21 protein-coding genes and 2 pseudogenes are annotated in these 21836 nt (G+C 69.5%); 9 read left to right on the top strand and 14 right to left on the bottom strand.

The window, feature by feature from the left end; all coding sequences use genetic code 11:
• Positions 1-79: 79 nt before the first annotated feature.
• From A6A29_RS11625 to A6A29_RS11610, 4 genes are all read right to left on the bottom strand, one after another.
• Entirely contained in the window at positions 80-742 is a 663-nt protein-coding gene (locus tag A6A29_RS11625; RefSeq protein ID WP_073719972.1) for a response regulator transcription factor, read from the bottom strand.
• Positions 739-1986 carry a sensor histidine kinase gene (locus tag A6A29_RS11620; protein ID WP_079182703.1) on the bottom strand — a complete coding sequence of 416 codons (1248 nt, stop codon included), beginning with the start codon at positions 1984-1986 and terminating at the stop codon, positions 739-741. Before A6A29_RS11620 ends, A6A29_RS11625 begins: the two co-directional genes overlap by 4 nt.
• A 148-nt stretch (positions 1987-2134) precedes the next feature.
• Positions 2135-2959: an ABC transporter permease subunit gene (locus tag A6A29_RS11615; RefSeq protein ID WP_241838422.1), complete on the bottom strand. Its 825-nt coding sequence runs from the start codon at positions 2957-2959 to the stop codon at positions 2135-2137.
• Positions 2956-3900: an ATP-binding cassette domain-containing protein gene (locus A6A29_RS11610; RefSeq protein WP_073719971.1), complete on the bottom strand. Its 945-nt coding sequence runs from the start codon at positions 3898-3900 to the stop codon at positions 2956-2958. Before A6A29_RS11610 ends, A6A29_RS11615 begins: the two co-directional genes overlap by 4 nt.
• A 357-nt stretch (positions 3901-4257) precedes the next feature.
• On the opposite strand from A6A29_RS11610, the gene A6A29_RS11605 reads away from it, so the two are divergent.
• The 4 genes and pseudogenes from A6A29_RS11605 to A6A29_RS47975 all read left to right on the top strand — a co-directional run.
• A complete protein-coding gene (locus A6A29_RS11605) occupies positions 4258-5481 on the top strand; it encodes an alpha/beta hydrolase family protein (protein ID WP_073719970.1) in 1224 nt (407 codons plus the stop codon).
• A gap of 157 nt (positions 5482-5638) precedes the next feature.
• Positions 5639-6781, top strand: a complete 1143-nt coding sequence (locus tag A6A29_RS11600; RefSeq protein WP_073719969.1) for a serine hydrolase domain-containing protein — start codon at positions 5639-5641, stop codon at positions 6779-6781.
• Positions 6782-7293: 512 nt separating this feature from the next.
• Entirely contained in the window at positions 7294-7854 is a 561-nt protein-coding gene (locus tag A6A29_RS11595) for a cysteine hydrolase family protein (protein WP_073720132.1), read from the top strand.
• Positions 7855-7996: 142 nt separating this feature from the next.
• A pseudogene (locus A6A29_RS47975) lies at positions 7997-8119 on the top strand (IS5/IS1182 family transposase); the annotation flags it as partial.
• 19 nt (positions 8120-8138) lie between these two features.
• Here A6A29_RS47975 and A6A29_RS11585 read toward each other — a convergent pair.
• Genes A6A29_RS11585 through A6A29_RS11575 form a run of 3 tightly spaced genes read right to left on the bottom strand, consistent with a single transcriptional unit; the run spans position 8139 to position 9146 of the window.
• Positions 8139-8465: a DUF1048 domain-containing protein gene (locus A6A29_RS11585; protein WP_073719967.1), complete on the bottom strand. Its 327-nt coding sequence runs from the start codon at positions 8463-8465 to the stop codon at positions 8139-8141.
• A gap of 1 nt (position 8466) precedes the next feature.
• Complete coding sequence (locus A6A29_RS11580; RefSeq protein ID WP_073719966.1) at positions 8467-8823, bottom strand: DUF1048 domain-containing protein; 357 nt, start codon at positions 8821-8823, stop codon at positions 8467-8469.
• A complete protein-coding gene (locus A6A29_RS11575; protein ID WP_073719965.1) occupies positions 8820-9146 on the bottom strand; it encodes a PadR family transcriptional regulator in 327 nt (108 codons plus the stop codon). Before A6A29_RS11575 ends, A6A29_RS11580 begins: the two co-directional genes overlap by 4 nt.
• A 520-nt stretch (positions 9147-9666) precedes the next feature.
• On the opposite strand from A6A29_RS11575, the gene A6A29_RS11570 reads away from it, so the two are divergent.
• Entirely contained in the window at positions 9667-10890 is a 1224-nt protein-coding gene (locus A6A29_RS11570) for an MFS transporter (protein WP_073719964.1), read from the top strand.
• 311 nt (positions 10891-11201) lie between these two features.
• Here the strand turns inward: A6A29_RS11570 and A6A29_RS11565 are convergent, their stop codons facing one another.
• The 5 genes from A6A29_RS11565 to A6A29_RS11545 form a co-directional block, all read right to left on the bottom strand.
• Positions 11202-12476 (bottom strand): MFS transporter, encoded by a 1275-nt coding sequence (locus A6A29_RS11565; protein WP_073719963.1) that lies wholly within the window; start codon positions 12474-12476, stop codon positions 11202-11204.
• 81 nt (positions 12477-12557) lie between these two features.
• Positions 12558-13088 carry a carboxymuconolactone decarboxylase family protein gene (locus A6A29_RS11560; protein WP_073719962.1) on the bottom strand — a complete coding sequence of 177 codons (531 nt, stop codon included), beginning with the start codon at positions 13086-13088 and terminating at the stop codon, positions 12558-12560.
• Positions 13089-13199: 111 nt separating this feature from the next.
• Positions 13200-14042 carry a hypothetical protein gene (locus A6A29_RS11555; protein ID WP_073719961.1) on the bottom strand — a complete coding sequence of 281 codons (843 nt, stop codon included), beginning with the start codon at positions 14040-14042 and terminating at the stop codon, positions 13200-13202.
• Positions 14043-14583: 541 nt separating this feature from the next.
• Positions 14584-16848 (bottom strand): heavy metal translocating P-type ATPase, encoded by a 2265-nt coding sequence (locus A6A29_RS11550; RefSeq protein ID WP_073719960.1) that lies wholly within the window; start codon positions 16846-16848, stop codon positions 14584-14586.
• 81 nt (positions 16849-16929) lie between these two features.
• Positions 16930-17208, bottom strand: coding sequence for a heavy-metal-associated domain-containing protein (locus A6A29_RS11545; RefSeq protein ID WP_073719959.1), 279 nt, complete (start codon positions 17206-17208; stop codon positions 16930-16932).
• 181 nt (positions 17209-17389) lie between these two features.
• Between A6A29_RS11545 and A6A29_RS11540 the strand changes: the two genes are divergently transcribed.
• From A6A29_RS11540 to A6A29_RS11530, 3 genes are all read left to right on the top strand, one after another.
• The gene (locus A6A29_RS11540) at positions 17390-18337 is read left to right on the top strand and encodes a hypothetical protein (protein WP_073719958.1); all 948 of its coding nucleotides are present in this window, start codon (positions 17390-17392) and stop codon (positions 18335-18337) included.
• Positions 18338-18582: 245 nt separating this feature from the next.
• Positions 18583-18864: a metal-sensitive transcriptional regulator gene (locus A6A29_RS11535; protein WP_073719957.1), complete on the top strand. Its 282-nt coding sequence runs from the start codon at positions 18583-18585 to the stop codon at positions 18862-18864.
• 388 nt (positions 18865-19252) lie between these two features.
• On the top strand, positions 19253-19885 hold the full coding sequence (locus A6A29_RS11530; protein WP_073719956.1) for a DUF1326 domain-containing protein: 633 nt from the start codon (positions 19253-19255) through the stop codon (positions 19883-19885).
• Positions 19886-20009: 124 nt separating this feature from the next.
• Here A6A29_RS11530 and A6A29_RS45205 read toward each other — a convergent pair whose 3' ends face one another.
• Positions 20010-20255: a hypothetical protein gene (locus tag A6A29_RS45205; RefSeq protein WP_158074384.1), complete on the bottom strand. Its 246-nt coding sequence runs from the start codon at positions 20253-20255 to the stop codon at positions 20010-20012.
• Between the two features lie 192 nt (positions 20256-20447).
• Here A6A29_RS45205 and A6A29_RS11520 point away from each other — a divergent pair, with 192 nt between their 5' ends.
• Positions 20448-21560: a DUF6183 family protein gene (locus A6A29_RS11520; RefSeq protein ID WP_073719954.1), complete on the top strand. Its 1113-nt coding sequence runs from the start codon at positions 20448-20450 to the stop codon at positions 21558-21560.
• Here A6A29_RS11520 and A6A29_RS46390 read toward each other — a convergent pair.
• Positions 21557-21836 (bottom strand): annotated as a pseudogene (locus tag A6A29_RS46390) (hypothetical protein); the annotation flags it as partial. The gene A6A29_RS11520 and the pseudogene A6A29_RS46390 sit on opposite strands and share 4 nt — an antisense overlap.

Below are 21836 nucleotides of genomic sequence, written 5' to 3'. Positions count from 1 at the left end.
TGGGTCCCGCCGGGCCGGCGTCCAGGGCGAGTACGGTGCGAAGAGCCGGCCGCCAGCGGTGCGACGTCCCTGAACGTCCTCATGCCGGGCGGATGAGGCGGGTCTCGTAGCCGAAGACGACGGCCTGCACTCGGTCGCGTAGCTCCAGCTTCGTCAGGATCCGGTTCAGATGTGTTTTCACGGTGGCCTCCGCGAGGTGCAGGGCGGCGGCGACTTCGGTGTTCGACAGGCCGCGGGCCACCTCGACGAGTACTTCGCGTTCGCGTGGCGTGAGCCGTCCCAGACGCTCGTCCTCCACCTGCTCGCGGTCCGCGGGGAGTTGGTGGGCGAAGTTCTCCAGCAGGCGACGGGTGATGCGTGGCGAGATCGCCGCGTCGCCCGCGGCGACGTTCCGGACGGCCGCGAGGAGTTCCTCGGGCAGGGCGTTCTTCAGGAGGAAGCCCGACGCCCCGGCTCTGAGTCCGGCGAAGGCGTATTCATCGAGGTCGAAGGTGGTCAGAATGAGGACCCGGGTCTGTGGACAGTCCCGGGTGATCCGGCCGGTCGCCTCGATGCCGTCGGTACCGGGCATCCGGACGTCCATCAGAACGACATCGGGGCGGAGCAGCCGGGCGAGTCGTACGGCTTCGGTGCCGTCCCCCGCCTCGCCGACCGGCTCCATGTCCGGCTGGGCCTCCAGGACCATGGTGAACGCCATACGCAGCAGTGGTTCGTCGTCGGCGAGCAGGATACGGATCGTCACGCGGCACCGGTCCCTGCTGCTCCTGCTGCTCCTGCTGTGCTCAGGTCGAGGTGGGCCGAGACCCGCCAGCCGCCGCCCGGTAGCGGTCCCGCCCGCAGCGTTCCGCCGTACGCGGCCGTGCGCTCGCGCATACCGGGGATTCCGTGCCCGCGCGGCGCGTCGGGATCCTGCGCGGTGCGGCCGTGGCCGTCGTCGGTGACATCGAGGGCGATGGTCTCGGCGGAGCAGCACACCCGCACCTCGGCGCGGGTGCCGGGAGGGGCGTGCTTGAGGGTGTTGGTCAAGGCTTCCTGTACCAGTCGGTAGACGGTGAGCTGTGCGGCGGTGGGGACGTGGGAGGGATCGCCTGCCAGACGGAGGCGGACGGGCAGCCCGGCGGTGCGCACCTGGTCGAGGAGGGACTGCAGTTGGGCGATGCCGGGTATCGGGTGACGAAGGGCGTCCGGTTCATCGGCACGCAGGATCCCGAGGACTCGTCGCATCTCGGTGAGGGACTGGCGCCCGCTGTCGGCGACCTGCCGCATGGCGGTGGTCGTCTTGTCGGGCGTGCGGTACTGGGCGTAGACCGCGGCATCGGCGAGAGCGATCATCACGGACAGGTTGTGGCTGACGATGTCGTGCATGTCGCGGGCGATACGGGCCCGTTCCTCGGCCACCGCGAGCCGAGCCCGTTGGTCGCGCTCACGTTCCAGACGTACCGCACGGTCCTCCACGGACGCGAAGTAGGCACGCCTGGTGCGCATGTTCGTGCCGATGACCGCGGCGGCGGTGGCCATGGCGGTCAGGCTCACGGCCGCGCCGAGGAATCTCCCCTCGGTCGACCAGCGCACGGATGCCATCAGGATGCCCGCTTCGGAGACAGCGCCGGCCAGCAGCAACTGCCGGCCGCCGGTGTATGCGGCCACGGTGTAGAGGGCGATCAACAACGCGATGTCGGCCGGTAGCTGGACGTCGACGAGCCACTGGGCGAAGGCCGCCCAGGCCACTGCGGCGAACACCGTCAGGGGTGCCCGACGCCGCCTGATCAGGGGCAGGAGCAAGGCCGCCTGGAATGCGAGGAGCCATGGGCGTTCGTGCAGGTCGATGCGGACGACGAGGGCGGTGAGGATGAAGAGCGCGGCCACCAGAATCGCGTCCACCGCCATCGGCGGTAGCTGGGCATGCGCCCGCAGCATTCGGGCACACCCGGTCAGGGTGCGCCACGGCTGCCCGACCGGTGCGGTGGCGTGCTCGGTCGCCGTCATCGACTGCTCACCATGGTCCGGCCTCTGGGCGGTGCCCCGGCAGCAGGCACCCAGGCCGGCCCGCCGCGGTGTCCGGCCCGTCGGGAGGCGGCGACCTCTCCCGTCCTGCCCGGCCGGTTGACGAATCCGACCGCGCCCTCACCGACCACTACGCGTCCCGTCGTTTCAGTGCCACCGCGGCTCCGCCGAGCGCCACAGCCGCGTACAGACAGAACACGGTGAATCCGGTCCATGGCGCCAAGGTATGCGGATCCGACTGGAGGACGGCGAGCGCGTGTCCGGCGTTGCTCGGCAGGTACGGACCGATCCGGTCGGACCAGGAGGAGGGGAGGGCCTTGACGAGCTCCGGCAGGACCAGCAGCAGACCGAAGACGGCAGTGATGCCGCCCGCGGTGTTACGGGTCAGTGTGCCGACAGCGACGCTGAGCAGTCCCACAACGGTCAGGTACAGACCGGTACCGAGGACGGCGCGAGTGACACCCGGGTCGCTCAGCGAGGCGCCGGCTCCCGTGGAGGACATCAGGGCCTGACCGGCCAGGAACGCCGTCAGGGACATGGCAGTCATCAGCCCCCAGGTCACCGCCGCGTACACGGTGGCCTTCGCCCACAGGACCGGGAGCCGTCGCGGCACCGCCGAGAAGGTCGCACGGATCATGCCGGTCGAGTACTCGCCGCTGACCACGAGCACACCCATGACGCCGACCGCCAACTGCGCCAGGAAGAAACCGATCAGGCTCAGTGCCGTCGGGTTGACGCTCGCCCGCTCGGCCACGCTCATGTCCGACCAGTGGGAGGCGGTGAGGGCCGAGAACAAGGGGCCCATCCCGGTCATCGCCACGGCGGCGGCGAGCAGGGCGAAGAACGTCGAGCGCAGGGTGCGGAGTTTGACCAACTCCGAGTGCAGCACCCGCGTCCGGGTGAGCCGGCCGCGCCCGGCGGGGGCGGTGAACCGGTGCATCGTATCGGTGCTCACGCCGCACGTCCTTCGGTGCCGGAACCGGCCGGAAGCCGGTCCGGGGTCTGGTACTCGACAGCGTCCCGGGTCAGCTCCATGAACGCCTCCTCCAACGACGCCTGGCGAGGTGTCAGTTCGGCGAGCGCGATCGCGTGGTCGGCGGCGATCCGGCCGATCCGATCGCTGCTCAGGCCGGTGACTTCCAGTACGCCCCGGTCGGCCGACGCCACGGCGACATCCGGCCCGGTCAGCGCCGCACGCAGCCGCTCCGCCTCGTCGCTGCGTACGAGCACCGAATTGCGGGCGGCACGCCGAGTGAACTCCCCGACCGAGGTGTCGGCGATCAGCCGGCCGCGCCCGATCACGATGAGGTGCTCGGCGGTCAACGCCATCTCGCTCATCAGATGCGAGGAGACCAGCACCGTGCGCCCTTCGGCGGCCAGGTCCTTGAGCAGACTGCGGATCCACAGCACGCCTTCGGGATCGAGCCCGTTCACCGGCTCGTCCAGGACGACGGTGGCCGGGTCACCGAGCAGAGCGCTGGCGATACCGAGCCGCTGGCCCATGCCCAGGGAGAAGCCGCCGGCCCGCTTCCCGGCCACCTTCCGCAGCCCGACGATGTCGATCACCTCGTCCACCCGGCTGCGGGGGATGCCCGTGGTGACAGCCAGCGCCAGCAGATGGTTGAAGGCGGAGCGGCCGGTATGGATCGAGCGGGCCTCCAGCATCGCCCCGACCTCATGCAGCGGTGAGCGGTGCGCGGCGTAGTGCTTTCCGTTGACCACGACCCGGCCGGCCGTCGGGGCGTCCAGTCCCAGGATCATCCGCATCGTGGTGGACTTCCCGGCGCCGTTCGGCCCGAGGAATCCGGTGACAACACCGGGCCGGACGACAAAGCTGAGATCCATGACAGCGGTCTTGTCCCCATAGCGTTTGGTGAGCCCATGGGCTTCGATCATCGGATGTCCTCGTCGGGGTCGCAGTGGCGTCAACTGACCACCACGCTAGATTTCCGGCCCGGCGCGGCACATGAACCCACGGGTTGAACCCACCGCCGAAGATGCGCATCCCGGGGTGGACACCCCTCCACCCGCAGGGGTAGACGTCGGCGCACCGGGCGGCTCCGCCGCACCCGTCGCAGATGGACACCGGTCGCCACCGGGGGACGGCGGGAGGACGGGCGTAGCGGTTCGACCTGGGGAAACGGGTCTGGGAAACGCGGCTCACGAGGCCGGGACGGGGGCGTACGGGCGGGGCGCCAGAACGCGACCGGCGGTTGACGCGCTGGACCGGCCGCGACCTTTAGCGTCCGGGACATGACCAGATTCTCCGCAACCCCGACCGTTGCCCTGCTCACGCTGGCCCTCGCGCTGCCGACCGCCGTGGCACGGCCCGCCGCCGCGGCTCCGACCCCTACGCACGAGTCCGCCGCTCCTTCCGTTTCCTCGTCCGTCGCCTCTTCCGTCCGCAGAGACACGGACCCCCGGACATCGCTCCCTCGTCCCACCGGCCCGTACGCGGTCGGCCGCGACACCCTCCACCTCGTCGACCATGCCCGCCGCGACCCGTGGGTGCCGGATACGGCTCGTGAGCTGAGGGTCGGCATGTTCTATCCCGCCCTCCCCGGCACCGGTACGCCGACGCCGTACGCCACAGTGCCGGAGGCCCGGCTGTTCCTGAAGAGCTACGGGCTGGAAGACGTCTTCCCCGCCGAGACCTTGAGCGCCACGATCACCAGCGGCCGCGTCGGCGCTCGGCCCGCCCGCGGCCGGTATCCCCTGGTGGTGCTCTCTCCGGGGTTCGGTGTCTCAAGTTTCACCCTCACCGGCCTTGCCGAGGAACTCGCCGGCCGCGGATACGTGGTCGCCGCAGTGGACCACGCCTACGAGTCCGTCGGCACCGCCTTCCCCGGTGACCGGATGCTGACCTGCGTCGCCTGCGCGAAAGTCCGGAGCGAACAGGACATGGAGGCTCTCACCGCCGGCCGGGGTGCGGACGTCTCCTTCCTCCTGGACCGGCTCACCGGGCCGCGCCCGGCCTGGCGGTACGCCGGACTGATCGACCGGAACCGGATCGGCATGGCCGGTCACTCGGTCGGCGGCGCGAGTGCGGCGGCAGCCATGGCGCGCGACCGCCGCATCCGGGCGGGCATCAACATCGACGGTGCCTTCCACGCCGCCGTACCCGCCGACGGACTCGGCGGCAGGCCGTTCATGATGCTCGGCACGGACGACGGCACGCACCGTCCCGGCGGTACGGACACGAGCTGGGACCAGGCGTGGGACCGGCTGGATGGCTGGAAGCGCTGGCTGACCGTCGCCGGGGCGACGCACTACAGCTTCTCCGACGTCCCCCTCTTCCTGGACGAACTCGGTCTGTCCGGCACGCAGTCACCGCCGGTCCTCTCCGGCAGCCGCTCGCTGGACATCAGCCGTGCGTACGTCGGGGCCTTCTTCGGCCTGCAGCTGAAGCACACTCCCCAGCCGCTGCTGGACGGCCCGACGCCGACCGAACCAGAAGTTACCTTCAACAACCCGTAAGTGGGGTTCGGCGGGCGAGCGGTGTCCCGTCGAGGCCCGGCCCGTCGCCGAAAGGAGACCGAAAACCTCTCAACCACCCCAAGAGAAGCAACTGTCGCGCATCGACCTGCGTCCTGTTTCCCGACCAAGCTGATCACCGGCCCAGTTGGGGGAAGACATGCTTGTACGCACGACACTGGTGGCCGCCACGGCCGTAGCTCTCACAGTGACCCTGGCGGCACCGTCGCTCGCCGCGGCGGACAGCCACGCGGACGACCACTCCGCGACGAGAACCGCCGTCCGGGCGGCGGTGACGGCGGGTATCCCCGGCGTCACGGCGACCGCACGGGACGGACACGACACCTGGTCGACGACGGCCGGTGTGGGCAATCTCCGCATCGGCAGCCCACGTTCGGCCGACGACCGCTACCGGGTGGGCAGCATAACCAAGACGTTCGTCGCCACCGTCATGCTCCAGCTGGAGGCGGAGGGACGCCTGTCGCTCGACGACACGGTGGACACATGGCTGCCGGACCTGGTCCGGGGCCACGGCCACGACGGCCGACGCATCACCCTCCGCCAGCTTCTCAACCACACCAGCGGTATCTACGACTACCTGGGGGACCCGGCATTCTACCGCGCGTACTTCGTGGCCGACGGCTTTTTCCAGCACCGCTACGACACCCGTACGCCCCGACAGCTGGTGGCGACCGCGATGGCCCACGGGCCGGAGTTCGCGCCGGGAACGTCGTGGAGCTACTCCAACACCAACTACGTGATCGCCGGGATGGTGATCGAGAAGGCGACGAGGCACACCTTCGGCGAGGAGATCAGCCGTCGCATCATCAAGCCCCTGCACCTGAAGGCGACATCGGTGCCGGGCACGAGCCCGACGGTTCCGTCCCCGAATAGCAGGGCGTACTCGAAGCTGGCGGAGACGACGGAGGGCCGGACGTACGACGTGACGTACCTGAACCCGTCGATCGCCTCGTCCGCCGGGGAGATGATCTCCAGTTCCGCCGACCTGAACCGCTTCACCTCCGCTCTCCTGAGGGGCGAACTGCTGCCGCCGAAGCAGCTCAAGGAGATGAAGACGACAGTGAAGGTGGACGGCGTTTCGAACGCGTCCTACGGACTCGGACTGATGGACCGCACCCTCTCCTGCGGTGTCCATGTCTGGGGTCACGACGGCGGAATCCATGGCTCCTTGTCCTCGGTCACGACAACGGCCGACGGCCGCCACTCCCTCTCCGTGAACTTCAACGGCGACTGGACCGGCGACATGGACAAGGTGATCGAGGGAGAGTACTGCGGGAAGTGACTGACCCTGCTTGATCCGAGATCCGCCTCTCCGAGGGGTGGCGGACCCGTGTCGGGAGCGCGCGGTCGGGGTCATCGCCAGTGACGTCGAACCGGTTGATCAGGTCGCCCCGCCCGCAGGGCATCGAGCGATGCGGCGGCGAACCCGCGGTCGTCCCCGGCCGCAGGCAGCCTGACGTAGCGGCGGCAGCGGTGCCGCGCTGGTCACCGCAGGAGACACGCTCGCACCCGGCACGGGTCTGCTGGACGAAGTCGGGGCATCCGCTACCGCTTCGGCCGCGGCCTCGCTCCGTACGCACGGGCAGGGCTCGCGCCCGGTCCGGTTCACGGTGCCCAAGACATTGCTGACCGTGCCGCCGTGCTGCTGACGGGCCCGCTCGGAGGTGGTGAAATCCATGAGCTCACTGGTCCGGAGGCGTTGACACAGGAGATCGCAGCGAAGCGCGGATGTCGTGGCGGGCAGCATTCCTCGTGATCACGTCGCTGCCCCGAGGGGGCCGCTACCGTGAGCCCATGTCACACGCTTCCGCACTCCTCGTCATCGACATGCAGAACGACCCGGTGGCCATCGCCTACCGGGCCGCCGAGACCGTCGCCGTGATCGCCGGATTGCGCGAACGGGCCAAGGCCGTCGGCGTACCGGTGATAACGATTCAGGACCGGGGCTCCGGGATGGAAGCCGGGACCGAGGGCTGGCGGATCGTGCCCGAACTCGCGCCCGCTGCCGACGAGACGGTCGTCCACAAGAGCAGCCCGGACAGCTTTCTGGACACCGACCTCGACAAGGTCCTGAAGGCGCTGGGAGTCACCGAGGTGGTCGTCACCGGGTTCGCGACCGAGATCTGTGTGGACACCACGGCGCGGCAGGCGCTGAGCCAACGGTACGACCTCGTGTTGGTCGCCGACGGGCACACCACGTCCGTCCGGCTCGACAGCGGCGAGTACGCCTCGCCGCGGCAGTCGATCGCGCATCACAACGAGATCTTCCGGAACATCGGCTTCCCCGGGCGGAGCATCCGGGTGCTGCCGGCGTCCGAAGTGGCGTTCGCTCCCGCTGAGGAACTGCTCAGGTAGGGCACCGTAGCGGCCCACCCTGGACGCGGCGAAGGAGCAGATCGGCGCGATGCCGGAAACCGTCAACGTCAACCTCGGCCGCGGCTGCGACAGTGCCAAGTCCCGTGCGCTGCGCTGCGCCTCGCCGCTCGCTGAGAGGAGCGGCGAGGTCGTGGACTTCCACGTCAACCTCGCCGCCGTACTCGTCATGCTCCGCACGCTGCTCCGCCGAGCTGCCTGCCGCTGTCGCTGGGACGGCCCTCCCACCACACGCCGCCTCAGGTGATCCATCCCGCCGGTCGGTTCTACGTCTCGGCCGTGCCGGGCTTTCCGCTGATGGACTCCTGATAGATGTCCGCGTAGGTGCGCGAGTCCTTGACCAGGTCGTCGCAGAAGGCGGCGACGTCGTTGCCGATGAGTTCCAGTACTCCCTTGCCGGACGCGACGCCCTCCTCGAAGAAATCGGCAATCTCCGAGAGCAGGGCCCCGTCAGGCAGGTCGATCGGTCCGACCTTGAAGTAGTACTTCTGAATCTCCTTGTAGACGATTCGATAATCCGGTGGGAGCGCCTTGATGCGCGCCATGTGCGCTCGCCACTGCTTCTTGCCCTCGACGATGTCCTGGATGCCCATGTCAGCCTCCTAGCCGGCCCAGTTTTCTGGCGACGTTCCGGTTCAACTGCTCGCGCCACCGGTCGCGATAGTTCCGAGCCCCTTCTCCGCCGGCCAGCGCCGCGCAGAAGCCCTTGATGTCGTCGCCCAGCACCTCGTGAACGCTCTGCCCATCTGCCGCCGTTTCTTCGAGCAGTCCCAGGGCGCCGTCGAGGATCGGCATCAGGTTGCGGCCCGTGAAGCCCGAATAGGGGGAGAGGTGACACTTGATCTGTTCCCATGCCGCCCGGTAGTCGGCCGGCAATGCCTCGGACCGGGCTTCGTACGCCGTCCATTCCCTGGTGAGGTCGCTGCCGGTAACCGTCTCCCAGAAATTCATCGCCCGCCCTCCTTGAGCTTGTCGATTCGTGATGAGAGGTACTCCCACTTCGCCCAGAACTTCCCGAGCTCTTCGCGCCCCGCGTCGTTGAGCGCATAGAACTTGCGCGGCGGGCCCACCCCGGACGGTCGTTTCGTCACCTGAACGAGTCCGTTCTTCTCCAATCGCAGCAAGATGGTGTAGACCGTCCCCTCGATGACGTCGGCGAAGCCGAGTTCATTCAGCCGACGCGTGATGGCGTACCCGTAGGTCTCCTCGCTGCCGACGATTTCGAGCACGCCGCCCTCAAGCGTGCCCTTCAGCATCTCCGTCAGGTCGTCCATCGCGGCTCCCCTCCTCGATCCGCCTTCCCGGTACTGCGTAATACCGAGTACCGCTACACGGTATCACGGAGTAGTCCGGTGGGCGGTGAGCGTGGGGCCATGGAAGCGATACGAGCGGTGCGTGACCCGGGCGGGCGGCGGCCGGTTCGTCACGCGTCCGGCACTCTTCGGGGGCCGCGATGGCGATGCCGAAAAATACCCTAGGGGGGTATGCTGAGGGTGTTGTCGGAAACCGGTGATCGAATGGCTGACCAGGAGAAGAGGCCACGCCGCACCGCCTGACCGGACACGCCATCGGTGAGTTCGGCAGGCGGTGCCATGCCAAAACCGGTGCGGTTGCGGTCGATGATCCCTTCGGTCCTTCGACGGCATCGGCCGGTGGACAGCCACGCTCCGCAGCCGACGGAAAGCCGCAGTGCGCACCGTCGCCACCGCTCGTTCGGCACAGGCCGGACAGCGGTCCGAACCCATCCGGTGGGCGGGCCCCGCGCCCGACCAATCCCCGGGGAGAACGCCTTCCATGCCCACACATGCCCGCACCGCAGCCCGTCGGGGGTTCGGCCTCGCCATCGGCGGGACCATCCTGACGATGGCTTCTGCCAGCGCACCGTCCCTCTTCTACCCCCAGCTGGCTGAACAACTGGCCCTGCCCCCGGTCGCGACGACCGCGGTGTTCGCGGTCTACGCCTTCACCATGCTCGCGACACTGCTGTTCCTGGGGCCGCTGTCCGACACCAAGGGGCGGCGCCCCGTCGTCACCGTCGGCGCTCTGCTGCTCGCGGCGAGCCTGGTCCTCTTCTGGCGTTCGGAAAGCCTCGGCCTGCTGCTGGTCGCCCGCTCACTCCAAGGTGTTGCCGCAGGCCTGCTCATACCCGCTCTCTCGGCGGTCACGGTCGACTTCGAACCACCGCACCGGCCGGGACGTGCCGCGTTGTGGAACACCATCGCCCCCATGATGGGCCTCGGAACCGGTGCCATGACGGCGGCGCTCCTCCTCGACGTCACGGCGAACCCTGCGGGGGCGGTGTTCGGAACGCTGACCGGCCTGTCCGCCCTGACCGCCGTGCTCGTGTGGCTCGTTCCGGAGAGCGCGGGGAAGACGCCCGCCTCCGCCGGACCGGTGCGTCCGCGGTTCCGTGCCTCGCCCCGTCTTCGCGGCGTGCTCCTCGTGGCCGCGCCTGCCATCGTCGCGGGCTCGGCGACCAACGGACTGTTTCTCGCGCTGGGTGCCGGGCTCGTCAAGAGCGAGTTCGGCGCCGTCACGCACACGCAGGCGGGCACCGTCATGCTCACGTTGGCCGTCTCCGGCATCCTCGCCTCCAGGCTCGTCTCCCGCCGCTCCTCGCGTGCCATCACCGTCTACGGAACGTCCGCGCTGGCCATCGGTACGGTGCTGAGCCTGGCCGCACTCGCGGCCCACTCGTTCCCCGCGTATCTCGCGACCGTGGTCATCGTCGGTTCCGGCTTCGGCACCTCGTTCATGGGGGCGCTGCGCACACTCATGCCGTACACCGTTCCCGCCGAGCGGGCGGCCATCATGGGGGTGATCTACAGCATCTCCTACCTCGCGCTCGGAGTGCCCACCATCGTCGCCGGACTTCTCGTTCCCGTCCTGACGGTGCAGGGCGCCATGGCGGTTCTCGGCGTCGCCATCGCCGTTCTCGGCGTCGTGGCCACGATCGCCCGGCTCCGCCTGCGCTCCGATGAGCCGGCCAGGGAGCCGGCGGCCGCACGGCAGCCCTGAGACGCCTTCCCTCCGGGTGCTCGCTGCAACTGGGCGACTCTGCCGGGAGTTTGAGGTTCCGTGGCCCACTATCCGCGCTACGGGCGATCGGGACCGCTCCCGGTGCCCGGCTCGCGACGCTGAGCGTGCCGTCCGTCCTCCGGTAGCGGCTCGCCGGACACGGCTTCCCGGAAACCGCTTCCCTGACGCTCCGTTCGGTCCCGTACGAGAAGGCCGTGACCGCCGCCCGCGCGGAGCGGGACGGCGGTTACGGCCTTCTCATGCGCCTGACCAGGAGCGTGTGCGGGTGCGGCGTAGACGGTCGGAGCGTTCTACGCGGCCTTGGACAGGGTGGACCTGTCCGTCCGGCGCGCGGGCCGGACGAGCGTCGCGGGTCGGGTCACGGCTCCTCGGCTGTCGTGGCGCGGCCACAGGAGGAGAGCGCCGATGGCGCCCGCCCCGGCGAGGACCGCGAGGACGGACCAGGCGAGAGCGAAGCCCGCGTTCGTACCGAGCCCTCCCGCGATGGGGTAGGTGATCAGCCAGGCAAGATGCGACAGGGAGAACTGGGCTGCGAAGGCCTCGGGGATCGCGTTCGGCGCGACGGAGGCGCGCAGGACGTTGCCGGTCGGTGTGATGATCAGCGCCATGCCGATGCCGATCACGGTCCAGACGATCGCCGTACCGGTCCATGTGGTCAGGCCGGCCGCGATGAGAGCCACCGCGGCGATCGTGCCGCCGACGAGGACTCCGGCGCCGGTCACCATCACGGTGCGGGCGGTGATCCGGTCGAGTATGGGGGGCAGCGAGAGGGCGGCCAGGAGGGTTCCGCCGCCGGAGGCGGCGAGCATCCATGAGACGTCCGACTGCGAGCCGCCGAGTTCGTCACGGACGTAATTGACGGTGTTGACGACGACGATCGATCCCGCTGCCGCGACCACGAGATTGAGCGCCAGGACGCCGCGCAGCCGCGGAGTCCTGAGGAATGTCCTGATCCCCGCCGCCGCCTTGTCCCATGCCTTGGTGTGGGCACTGGGGCGGGCGTCGGGGATGCGCGTCGACAGGACGAGCAGGCCGGAGAGGAGGAATCCGGCGGAGGTGCCCAGGAACAGCCAGTCGATGCTGATGAATGCCAGGGCGACCGCAGTCAGTACGGGGCTGAGCAGGCTTTCCATGGTGGAGGCGACCTGGGAGGCGGACAGGGCACGCGTGTAGTCGGACTCATCGGTGACGATGTCGGGGATGACGGCCTGGAACGTCGGGGTGAACGCCGCGGACGCGGCTTGGAGCAGGCCGATCAGTACATAGATGTGCCAGACCTCGGTGACGAGCGGCAGCGCCAGGACTACTGCGGCGCGCATCACGTCGAGGAGGACCAGGAGGGTTCTTCTGGAGAAGCGGTCGACGTACGCGGCGGCGAGCGGAGCTATGACCACGTACATGACCATCTTGATGGTCAGCGCGGTGCCGAGGACCACGCCGGCGCGCGGGCCGGCGAGGTCGTAGGCGAGCAGCCCGAGGGCCACTGTTGTCAGCCCGGTACCGAGCAGGGCGATGATCTGGGCGCCGAACAGACGGCGGTAGTCGCGGATGGCGAACAGGCGCATGGCGTGTTCCTTCCATGTCCATGCGGCGGGGCACGGTCTCGGGCCGGAGGCCGTGCCCCACAGAGGGAGGCCGGGATGTCTCTACGCATCGGTGCCGCTCTCCGGCGTGAGGCCGGCGAGCAGGTTGAAGGCGCCGGTGAGGATGTTGAGTGCGACGACGCCGACGACGTCGGCTATCGCGCGGTCGCTGTAGCCGTGCGCGCGCAACGCGATGAACTGGTCGTCGGTGATCGACGTCGGCTCGCGGTAGACCTGGAGGGCGAGGGTGATGATCGCCGCGATCGCGGGATCGGCCGAGGTGCCCGCTCGGGCACGCTCGATCTCTTCCTCGTCCACTCCCATCGCGCGGGCAGCGCTGACATGCGCGTCGAGACACAGCCCGCAGCCCTGAAGGACCTGGATGGCGATCGAGATCCGTTCGCTGATCTCGCGGTCGAGTTTGGCTCGTCCCATGGCCCGGCTGAGCTGTAGATAGCCGCCCAGAACAGCGGGCGAGTGCGCCATGGTGGAGACCATGTCACCGATCTGGCCGTGGCGTGAGGCCAGCTCTGCGAGGAGGTCGCGCGAGGCGCCGACCGCTGTATCGGGCGTGAGTCGGGTCAGGCGGGGCATGACGGTCCTTCCGACGTGGAGGATGGAGCGGGGGCGGCGGGGCGCTCGACGAGTCGAGCGCCCCTTGACCGCGTCGTATGTCGCGGCAGCTGGTCAGTGACGTTCCTGCGGTCAGTGGTGTGCGTGGTCGCCGGGGTGGTGGCTCGTGTGCTCGGGTGCGGCCTGGGATGCCGTGTCCGAGTGGGGGGCGGTGGCGGTGGTCCGCACCGTGAACTCGGCCGTCCGGACGACGTCGTTGTGCTGGAAGTCCAGGTAGAGGCGGTAGGTGCCGCCCGACGGCGCGGCGGCCATGAAGGTGATCTCGGGCCCCGGCGCGGTGGCGCCGTCACCGGGCTCGCCCTCCGGGTGGACGTGGAGGTAGCCGAGGTCGCCGACCCGCAGCGCCACCAGATGCCCGTACGCGCCCAGGTAGGGCTGCAGATCGGTGACGGGCTGCCCGTTCCGGCTGACGGTGAGCGTCAGGTCGCTCGCCTCACCGGGCGCGAGTTCGCCGTCGAGGGTGACGGTGTACTCGGCTACGTGGGCGGTGCGGGTGTCCTCGGAAAGCGGCTGCGGCTCGTACTGCCCGGCGACCGAGGCGTCGATCCCCAGCGTCATGGTCGCGTCATGGCCGACCGGGTGGACGTCGGCGAAGAACCTCCAGTCTCCGGGTTTCAGGGCCACGTCGATGCTCCAGGTGCCCTTCTCGTCCATCACCGGGTGCACGTGCTGGAACCCCGTCGTGTCGCGCCGGACGGCGATGAAGTGCAGTTCCTTCTCGTGCTCGGGCGTGAACTCGGTCACCGGCTGTCCATCGGGACCGATCACCCGGAAGGTGACCGTCTGCGCCCCGGTGGAAAGGATCGTCGAGTCGAGGTCGAGGGTGTACCCGCTCTCGGAGACCGACAGCCCGCCGGGACGGGCTCCGCCGTGGCCGCTGTGGCTGGTCATGTCGTGGCCGGAATTGTTCTTCATCGTGTCTCCACCTGTGTGATGTGTGCTGGGTGATGCACCTTCGGTGCGGTGTCCGTATGCGGTACACCCGCCACAACAACATACCCCTAGGGGGTATTCCCATCAGGGGTGTCTCGACGGGTGGCGTGTCGTCGTGGGAACCCGCACCGGGTGCGGCGCCGCGCCCGGGGGCACGCGGATCGCAGCCGCACGGCCGGACCGGCGACGGTGCCGCGGTGCGCGGCGTGCACGCGTGAGTGCGTCTACCGACGGGCAGCAGGCACCTCGGAGCGACCGGCCGGCACACGGGCGCACGCGTCCGTGCAGGACGTCCAGGCCTGTCCTGCTGGGTGAGATGGGACGCCAGAGCTTGTAGTGTCGCGGCGGCTGCCATCCTCACGACGGGATGGCCGGCTATCCGGCCTACCGTGCTGGTCCATGATGATGCGGCCATGGGGAACCTCCTTGTGTGTCCGACCGGCTGCCCTCCGGGGAGCCGTTACGCGAACGAGGGGCGGGCCCGGCGGGCCCGCCCCTCGTTCCTGTGTGGCGCGGGCGGATTTCAGGCGGCTGCCTTGAAGCCGCGCAGGCGCAGGCTGTTGCTGATGACGAAGACCGAGGAGAACGCCATGGCGGCTCCGGCGATCATCGGGTTGAGCAGTCCGGCCGCGGCCAGCGGAAGTGCGGCCACGTTGTAGGCGAAGGCCCAGAACAGGTTGGACTTGATGGTGCCCAGCGTCTTGCGGGCCAGGCGGATGGCGTCGGCGGCGGCCCGCAGATCGCCGCGGACGAGAGTCAGGTCGCCGGCCTCGATGGCGGCGTCGGTGCCGGTGCCCATGGCGAGGCCGAGGTCGGCCTGGGCGAGTGCGGCGGCGTCGTTGACACCGTCACCGACCATGGCGACCGAACGGCCCTCGCCCTGCAGTTGCTTGACGACGTCGACCTTGTCCTCCGGCATGACCTCGGCGATCACCTCGGCGATGCCGACTTCCGCGGCCACCGCCTCGGCGACGGCCTTGTTGTCGCCGGTCAGCAGGATCGGTGTCAGCCCCAGGGCCTTGAGGCGGGTGATGGCCTCGGCACTGGTGTCCTTGACGGCGTCGGCGACCTCAAGGACCGCCCTGGCCTCGCCGTCCCAGGCGACCGCGATCGCGGTGCGGCCCGCGGCCTCGGCGTCCGCCTTGGCCCGCGCCAGGCCGGCGGGCAGGTCCATGGCCCACTCGGCGAGGAGCTTGGTGCGGCCCACCAGGACCGCGTGGCCCTCGACCACCCCCTGAACGCCGAGGCCAGGCACGTTGACGAAGTCCTCCGGCGTGGGAAGCGTACCGACCCGTTCGACGGCACCCGCGGCCACCGCCCGGGCGATCGGGTGCTCGGAGGCGTGTTCCAGGGCGCCCGCCAGGCGCAGGACGTCCTCCTCTCGCGTACCTTCCGCGGTGTGTACGGCCAGCAGGGCCATCCGCCCGGTGGTGACAGTGCCGGTCTTGTCCAGGACCACGGTGTCGACCTTGCGCGTGGACTCCAGCACCTCCGGGCCCTTGATCAGGATGCCGAGCTGAGCGCCGCGGCCGGTGCCGACCATCAGCGCGGTCGGCGTGGCCAGGCCCAGGGCGCAGGGGCAGGCGATGATCAGGACCGCGACGGCGGCGGTGAACGCGGCCGTCAGACCGGCACCGTTGCCCAGCCAGAACCCCAGGGTGCCCAGGGCCAGAGCCATGACGACGGGGACGAAGACGGCGGAGATCCTGTCGGCGAGCCGTTGGGCCGCCGCCTTGCCGTTCTGCGCGTCCTCGACCAGCTTGGCCATGCGGGCGAGCTGCGTGTCGGCGCCCACTCGCGTGGCCTCCACCACCAGGCGTCCGCCGGCGTTCACGGTCGCCCCGGTGACGGCGTCGCCCACACCGACCTCGACGGGTACGGACTCGCCGGTGAGCATCGAAGCGTCGACCGCCGAGGTGCCCTCGACGACCGTGCCGTCGGTGGCGATCTTCTCGCCCGGACGGACCACGAAGCGGTCCCCGACGTTCAACTCGCCGACCGGTATCTGCTCCTCACGTCCGCCGCGCAGCACGGTGACGTCCTTGGCGCCCAGGTGAAGCAGGGCGCGCAGGGCGGCGCCGGCCTTGCGCTTGGAGCGGGCCTCGAAGTAGCGCCCGGCCAGGATGAAGGCCGTGACTCCGGCGGCCGCCTCGAGATAGATGTTCCCGGCGCCGTCACTGCGGGCGATCGTGAACTCGAAGGGGTGCGTCATGCCGGGCGTGCCGGCGGAGCCGAAGAACAGTGCCCACAGCGACCACAGGAACGCGGCCGAGGTGCCGACGGAGATCAGCGTGTCCATCGTCGCGGCGCCGTGCCGTGCGTTCGTGAACGCCGCCTTGTGGAAGGGCCAGGCCGCGTACGTCACCACGGGCGCCGCCAGGGTCAGCGACAGCCACTGCCAGTAGGCGAACTGGAGCGCCGGGATCATCGCCATCGCAATGATGGGGACGGTCAGGACCACGGCCGTGATCAGCCGCTGCCTCAGTGGTTGCAGCTCGTCGGCCGCCGCCCGGTCCGGCCCGCCCTCCCCGGAACCGGCCGCGCCGGACGCGGATTCCGGCCGGGGCTCGCGGGCGGTGTAGCCGGTGGCCTCCACCGTGGCGATCAGGTCCGTCACGGCGATGTCCGCGTCGAATGCGACCTTCGCCTTCTCGGTGGCGTAGTTGACAGTGGCGGTGACCCCCTCCATCCGGTTCAGCTTCTTCTCGATCCGGGCCGCGCAGGAGGCGCAGGTCATGCCGCCGATGGCGAGTTCGACCTCGGCTGTCTCAGGGACCGTGGTAGCCATCACCGCTCCTCGGGCTGGGCGGGTTCTAGGGGGAAAGAAGGAGCCGGGCCCGAGGACGGGCCCGACCGGTGGGCGGAGTCGTCAGGCCGCGCGGCCGTTGAGTTCGTAGCCGGCGTCGTCGACGACCTTCGCCAGCAGCGCGTCGTCGGGCTCGCCGGAGGTGGTCACGGAGACCCGGCCGGCCTCAACGTCGACGTCCACCATCAGGACGCCGTCCAGGGCGCCGATCTCCTTGGTGAGCGTGGCCTTGCAGTGCCCGCACGTCATTCCGGAGACGTTGTAGACGGTGGTGGTGCCCTCGATGACGTCGACCGTGACGGTGTCGGTGGAGCAGCTGCCGTCGGGGGTGCAGCAGGACATGGTTCCTCCTGAAGGATGCGCGCCTACAGGTACCCATGGGGGGTACCAATGGTGATCTCCCATGTATACCCCCTGCCGGTATATTCTCCAAATGCTCCGACGTTCTTGCTCATACCCCCCAGGGGTATATAGTCGAGGGTGCTCGTCGCGGAAAGTGCGACACCGCAGAGAAAGGGCCCTCATGAACACGGGCGTTAAGATCACTGCTTTTGCCGCCGCGGTCGCGGCGACCTTCGGTGCCGCTTATGGCGTCGGTACAGCAGCTGACCCCATCAAGCAGGATCCGCCGTCGGCGGCCCACGCGGCTCACGACAAGCCGTCAACCCCGGATCGCGACAGCGGCCGGGTGGACGCGACGCCCGCAGGCCTGCAGATCTCCCAGGCCGGGTACACCCTCGACCTGAAGACTCCTCGCGTCGCCGCAGGAGAAAAGAGCGAACTCCGCTTCGCCATCCGTGATCAGCAGGGGCGACAGGTCACCTCGTTCCAGCGCGAGCACGACAAGGAACTGCATCTCATCCTTGCCTCACGTGACCTGGTCACCTACCGGCACCTTCACCCCACCCGGGCCGCCGACGGAACCTGGAGCACCCCCGTCACCCTGCCCGCCGCCGGCTCCTACCGCGTCTTCGCCGACTTCACTCCGGCCACCGGCAAAGCGGCCAACCTCACTCTGGGCGCCGACCTCGCGGCCTCCGGCCCCTACAAGGCCGCCGCCTTGCCCGCGCCGGCCACCGTCTCCACCGTCGACGGCTACGCCGTCACTCTCAACGGCGACCTGACCCCGGGCAAGACGTCCGGCGTCACCCTCGGCGTCAGCCGCGACGGCCGTCCGGTCACCGACCTGCAGCCCTACCTCGGTGCCTACGGCCATCTGGTCGCCCTGCGCTCCGGCGACCTCGCTTACCTCCATGTCCACCCCAACGGTGAACCCGGCGACGGCACCACGAAGCCCGGCCCCGGTATCTCCTTCAGCACCACCGTGCCCAGTTCGGGCAGCTACCGCCTCTTCCTGGACTTCAAGCACAACGGCACTGTCCGCACCGCGGCCTTCACTGTCCAGGCCGGGAAGTCCGCCACGCCGGAGACGGCGGCGGACGCCGATGAGCCCGGCGGGCACCAGCACTGACCGCCACTGCCCGTGGCGGCGGTCGGCCCGGGTGTCCGGCAGATCACCACGGCCCGTACGGCCACCGAGCCCCCGACACCGCGGCCACGTCAGGAGATCCGAGCAACGAACCCTGGTTCACTCGCCGGCGCGCAACCGCACCTGATCTCCTGTCGTCCCGGCCCTGCCGCGGTCGGCCGACGGAGGGCAGGTGCGTTGCGCACGTCCACAGCAGCACAGGAGCCCGCAGCGGCAAGGAGGAATCGATGGCCGGCTACAGCACTCACAAACAGAATGAGCTCAAACGGCTGCGGCGCATAGAAGGGCAGGTGAGAGGTCTGCAGAGAATGGTCGAAGAGGACACCTACTGCGTCGATGTCCTCACTCAGGTCGCGGCCACCACGCGCGCCCTGCAGTCCTTCGCCCTGCAGATGCTCGACGAACACATGGACACCTGTGTCCGTGCCGCCGTCGCGGAAGGCGGCGAAGACGGGAACATGAAACTCAAGGAAGCCGGCGACGCCATCGCCCGGCTCGTGCGCTCGTGACTCCGCAAGGCTGGTGACGGCCGGTCCGGGCCGGCTGCGACCGAACCGATCAGCAACTGGAAGCGGAGCCCCGCTTCGGCGGCGTGAGATCGAGACCGTACAGGGGTCAAACGCGCAGGCGTCGCCGCAGTTGCGCAACGCCGATGGCGGCGTACCGCGTGCTGTCCGCCCACCGGAGCGACGAAGCGCCGCCCCGAACGCCCAGGCCACGCTGTCAACTGAGGTACCCCCAGGGGGTAGTTGCCGTGGGGACTTGCCGAGCCTTAGTCTTTCTCTTGTCCACGAGATACCCCTTAGGGGTATGAGTGATCTGGAGGTCACCATGTGTACCACTTCCGCCGCATCGCCAAGCGTGCCCGCCGTCGTCCGAGCGGGCACGAGTGATGGCATGCTGCCCGACTGGCACTTACGGGGTGAGTGGTTCGACGTGTGCAGCTGCGCACTGCCCTGCCCCTGTACGTTCGCCCAGACGCCGACCCACGGGGACTGTCTTTTCACGCTCGTCTGGCAGGTTCACGAGGGGCACTTCGGGGACGTGCGCCTGGACGGCCTGGGAGTGGTGGCACTGGGAGAGTTCGCCGGGAACATGTGGGTCGGTGACCCGGACGCCACGATGAAGGTGATGCTCTACATCGACGCCAAGGGCGACCAGGCTCAGCGTGACGCGCTGGAACAGATCTTCGCTGGTCATGTCGGCGGCTGGCCGGGTCAGTTCGGCTCGCTCATCAGCGAACTGCGCGAGGTGCGGTACGCGCCGGTCCACTTCGAGGCCGCCGAGGATCTCTCGTACTGGCGGGCCCGTGTCGCCGACAAGGTCTCCGTCGGCGCGACGGCGCTCACCGGCCCGACCGCCGACCCCTCCCGCCGCGTCCAGCTGATCAATTCTCCGGGCGCCGAGGTCGGCCCCGGCCAGATCGCCACCTGGGGCGTCGTCGAGAGCGACCATGCGGAGGGGTTCGACTTCTCCCATGAATACCGCGGTGGATCCAGCAAGCACTTCCCCTTCGACTGGCGCCCCTGACCGCGACGCAGAAGCGGGAAGGCGGTCAGGGGCCTCGTCCGACGGCTGATCGCTGGAACCGGGACCCGAACCCCTGGCGCAGCACTCATCCTTATCGGCCCGCTCCCACCGGAGGAGGCGGGGGTCAGGGTGCGTCGCCGGACCAGTCCCACAGGCTGGGGTCGTCTGCGCGCGGCTCGTAGTCGGCGTGGCAGCCGGGCCCGTACCGGTTGTCGTTCGTGATCGGTACGGGCCCGGCGGCCCGCTCCTCGCGCGGCCGGCTCGTGACATCCACGAGCCGGCCGCCCAGCGCGTCGCCGACGAGCTCGACGCAGGTGCGGTCCGGTCCGGTCCGGGATCCGGGACGTCTGGGACGACGCCCTGTCCTCATCCTCATCGGACAGGCCGGGGATCAGGGCCTGCCCGGCGGCAAGCCGATATGGTGATCTGCGGGGCAGGCGGCGCTCGACCGTGTTCTGGCATCGCTCTGAGCGATAGGTGTGCGGCAGAGGTGCGGCGCGTGTGCGGGTGCCCTCACCCCCGTCCTGCCGGTGGATCCCAGCGGGCCATAGGGTGATGGATCATGGAAGACGTCACGGACGAACTCGGCGGACTCGTATGGTCCCAGGCCGAACAGCGTGCCGCGCAGGGTGACGTCCGGTACGTACGCGAGCTGGGGTCGCAGCTGGCCGACCGGTACGCGTCCGCTGCCGAGCAGCTGCGGGATTACGAGCGCCAACTCGCCCACGTCGTGCGGGTGCTCGCCCTCACCCCCGGCCGCGACAGCCTGGAACAGCTGCTCCAATTCCTCGACGAGAAACGTCCGTCCGGCCACGGCGTCCTGCCACGCTTCGTCGCCTCGCTCCTTGCGGAGCACCACCGGGCCGCCGACCTGGCAGCGACTGTCTTCGACCGCCGCGAAGGGGACCGGCTGGACGATCTGCGCGCCTGCCTCTTCCACGAGTTGGTGCTCCGTGGCGTGGACATCGACGTCTTCCCGCCGCTGCGCTCCTGGCCGCTCGTGCGACCTGGCTGGCACCCGCTGGCCTGGCTCCCGGTACATCGCCGCGACCTTGAGGCCAACGTCGACTTCCCCAGCCGCTCGATGAACGGCTCCGCCGCCGGAGTGCCGGGCGGCCTGCCCGCCGAGGGCCGGATGGACCCGCCGACGCCCCGTACGTCCGAGCGGTCGGCGCTTCGGGACGTCGCCACCACGGACGTCCACGAGAGCATCGTTGCCGCGGTGCAGGCCGGCGACTGGGGGGACTGCGACGCCTGGGTCTTCATGCTGGACGAGGCCGTCGCACCCGAGCGGGTACCCGCGTTGCTGCCGGCTCTGCGCATGCGGTGCGTCGACGGGCTCGGCCCCACGGACCGCTTTGAGATCGCCATCCGCCCGGTGGACGAAATCTGGCGGCTGCTCTTCGCCACCGCCTCGATGGGCGGCATGGGCAACTCGGGCGTGCAGGCGGCCTACGGCCGACTGTGGGCATGGCGTTCGATCGCAGGGCTCAGCGGCACCCCAGCGGGCGCGAGCGCGGAGGAGGTGGAGCGCCAGGCCCAGCAGAGCACGTGGTTCCACTTCGAGGCCGATACGGACTGGTTCCACAACGACATCGGCTCCGGCTACGGCATAGCCGCCCTCTCGCCCGACTGCCGCCGACTTGCCGTGCTGGCGGCGATGGACACCGACTAGGGATCTGGTTCGGAGATGCGTGCGCAGCAGCGGCAGATCCGGTCGAGGATTTGGTCGGCGGTCCTGGTCCATTTGAAGGGCTGGGCCTCGTCGTTCCAGCTCGGCGAACCACCGCTCGACCTGGTTGATCCATGACGAGTGGGTGGGAGTGAAGTGCGGGTGGAACCGGGGGTGCGCGAGCAGCCGCTTATGCACCACCGGTGCTTTGTGGGCGGAGAGGAAGCCCCTATGTTTCGTCAAGCGGCAGAAGGGGGTTGACTCGCGGCCAGGGGTTGG

It is taken from the genome of Streptomyces sp. TSRI0281 (assembly GCF_001905125.1).
Lineage (GTDB): Bacteria > Actinomycetota > Actinomycetes > Streptomycetales > Streptomycetaceae > Streptomyces.
The sequence above is the reverse complement of the archived record's forward strand: the minus strand, read 5'-3'. Positions and strand labels throughout refer to the sequence as shown.

Excerpts from the sequence above, each read along its gene's own strand:
- A6A29_RS11570 (WP_073719964.1), top strand. The coding sequence starts at position 9,667 with ATGCCCACACATGCCCGCACCGCAGCCCGTCGGGGGTTCGGCCTCGCC.
- A6A29_RS11605 (WP_073719970.1), top strand. The coding sequence starts at position 4,258 with ATGACCAGATTCTCCGCAACCCCGACCGTTGCCCTGCTCACGCTGGCC.
- A6A29_RS11575 (WP_073719965.1), bottom strand. The coding sequence starts at position 9,146 with ATGGACGACCTGACGGAGATGCTGAAGGGCACGCTTGAGGGCGGCGTG.
- A6A29_RS11580 (WP_073719966.1), bottom strand. The coding sequence starts at position 8,823 with ATGAATTTCTGGGAGACGGTTACCGGCAGCGACCTCACCAGGGAATGG.
- A6A29_RS11545 (WP_073719959.1), bottom strand. The coding sequence starts at position 17,208 with ATGTCCTGCTGCACCCCCGACGGCAGCTGCTCCACCGACACCGTCACG.
- A6A29_RS11535 (WP_073719957.1), top strand. The coding sequence starts at position 18,583 with ATGGCCGGCTACAGCACTCACAAACAGAATGAGCTCAAACGGCTGCGG.
- A6A29_RS11610 (WP_073719971.1), bottom strand. The coding sequence starts at position 3,900 with ATGATCGAAGCCCATGGGCTCACCAAACGCTATGGGGACAAGACCGCT.
- A6A29_RS11560 (WP_073719962.1), bottom strand. The coding sequence starts at position 13,088 with ATGCCCCGCCTGACCCGACTCACGCCCGATACAGCGGTCGGCGCCTCG.
- A6A29_RS11550 (WP_073719960.1), bottom strand. The coding sequence starts at position 16,848 with ATGGCTACCACGGTCCCTGAGACAGCCGAGGTCGAACTCGCCATCGGC.
- A6A29_RS11555 (WP_073719961.1), bottom strand. The coding sequence starts at position 14,042 with ATGAAGAACAATTCCGGCCACGACATGACCAGCCACAGCGGCCACGGC.
- A6A29_RS45205 (WP_158074384.1), bottom strand. The coding sequence starts at position 20,255 with ATGAGGACAGGGCGTCGTCCCAGACGTCCCGGATCCCGGACCGGACCG.
- A6A29_RS11585 (WP_073719967.1), bottom strand. The coding sequence starts at position 8,465 with ATGGGCATCCAGGACATCGTCGAGGGCAAGAAGCAGTGGCGAGCGCAC.
- A6A29_RS11540 (WP_073719958.1), top strand. The coding sequence starts at position 17,390 with ATGAACACGGGCGTTAAGATCACTGCTTTTGCCGCCGCGGTCGCGGCG.
- A6A29_RS11620 (WP_079182703.1), bottom strand. The coding sequence starts at position 1,986 with ATGACGGCGACCGAGCACGCCACCGCACCGGTCGGGCAGCCGTGGCGC.
- A6A29_RS11565 (WP_073719963.1), bottom strand. The coding sequence starts at position 12,476 with ATGCGCCTGTTCGCCATCCGCGACTACCGCCGTCTGTTCGGCGCCCAG.
- A6A29_RS11530 (WP_073719956.1), top strand. The coding sequence starts at position 19,253 with ATGCTGCCCGACTGGCACTTACGGGGTGAGTGGTTCGACGTGTGCAGC.
- A6A29_RS11520 (WP_073719954.1), top strand. The coding sequence starts at position 20,448 with ATGGAAGACGTCACGGACGAACTCGGCGGACTCGTATGGTCCCAGGCC.
- A6A29_RS11595 (WP_073720132.1), top strand. The coding sequence starts at position 7,294 with ATGTCACACGCTTCCGCACTCCTCGTCATCGACATGCAGAACGACCCG.
- A6A29_RS11600 (WP_073719969.1), top strand. The coding sequence starts at position 5,639 with ATGCTTGTACGCACGACACTGGTGGCCGCCACGGCCGTAGCTCTCACA.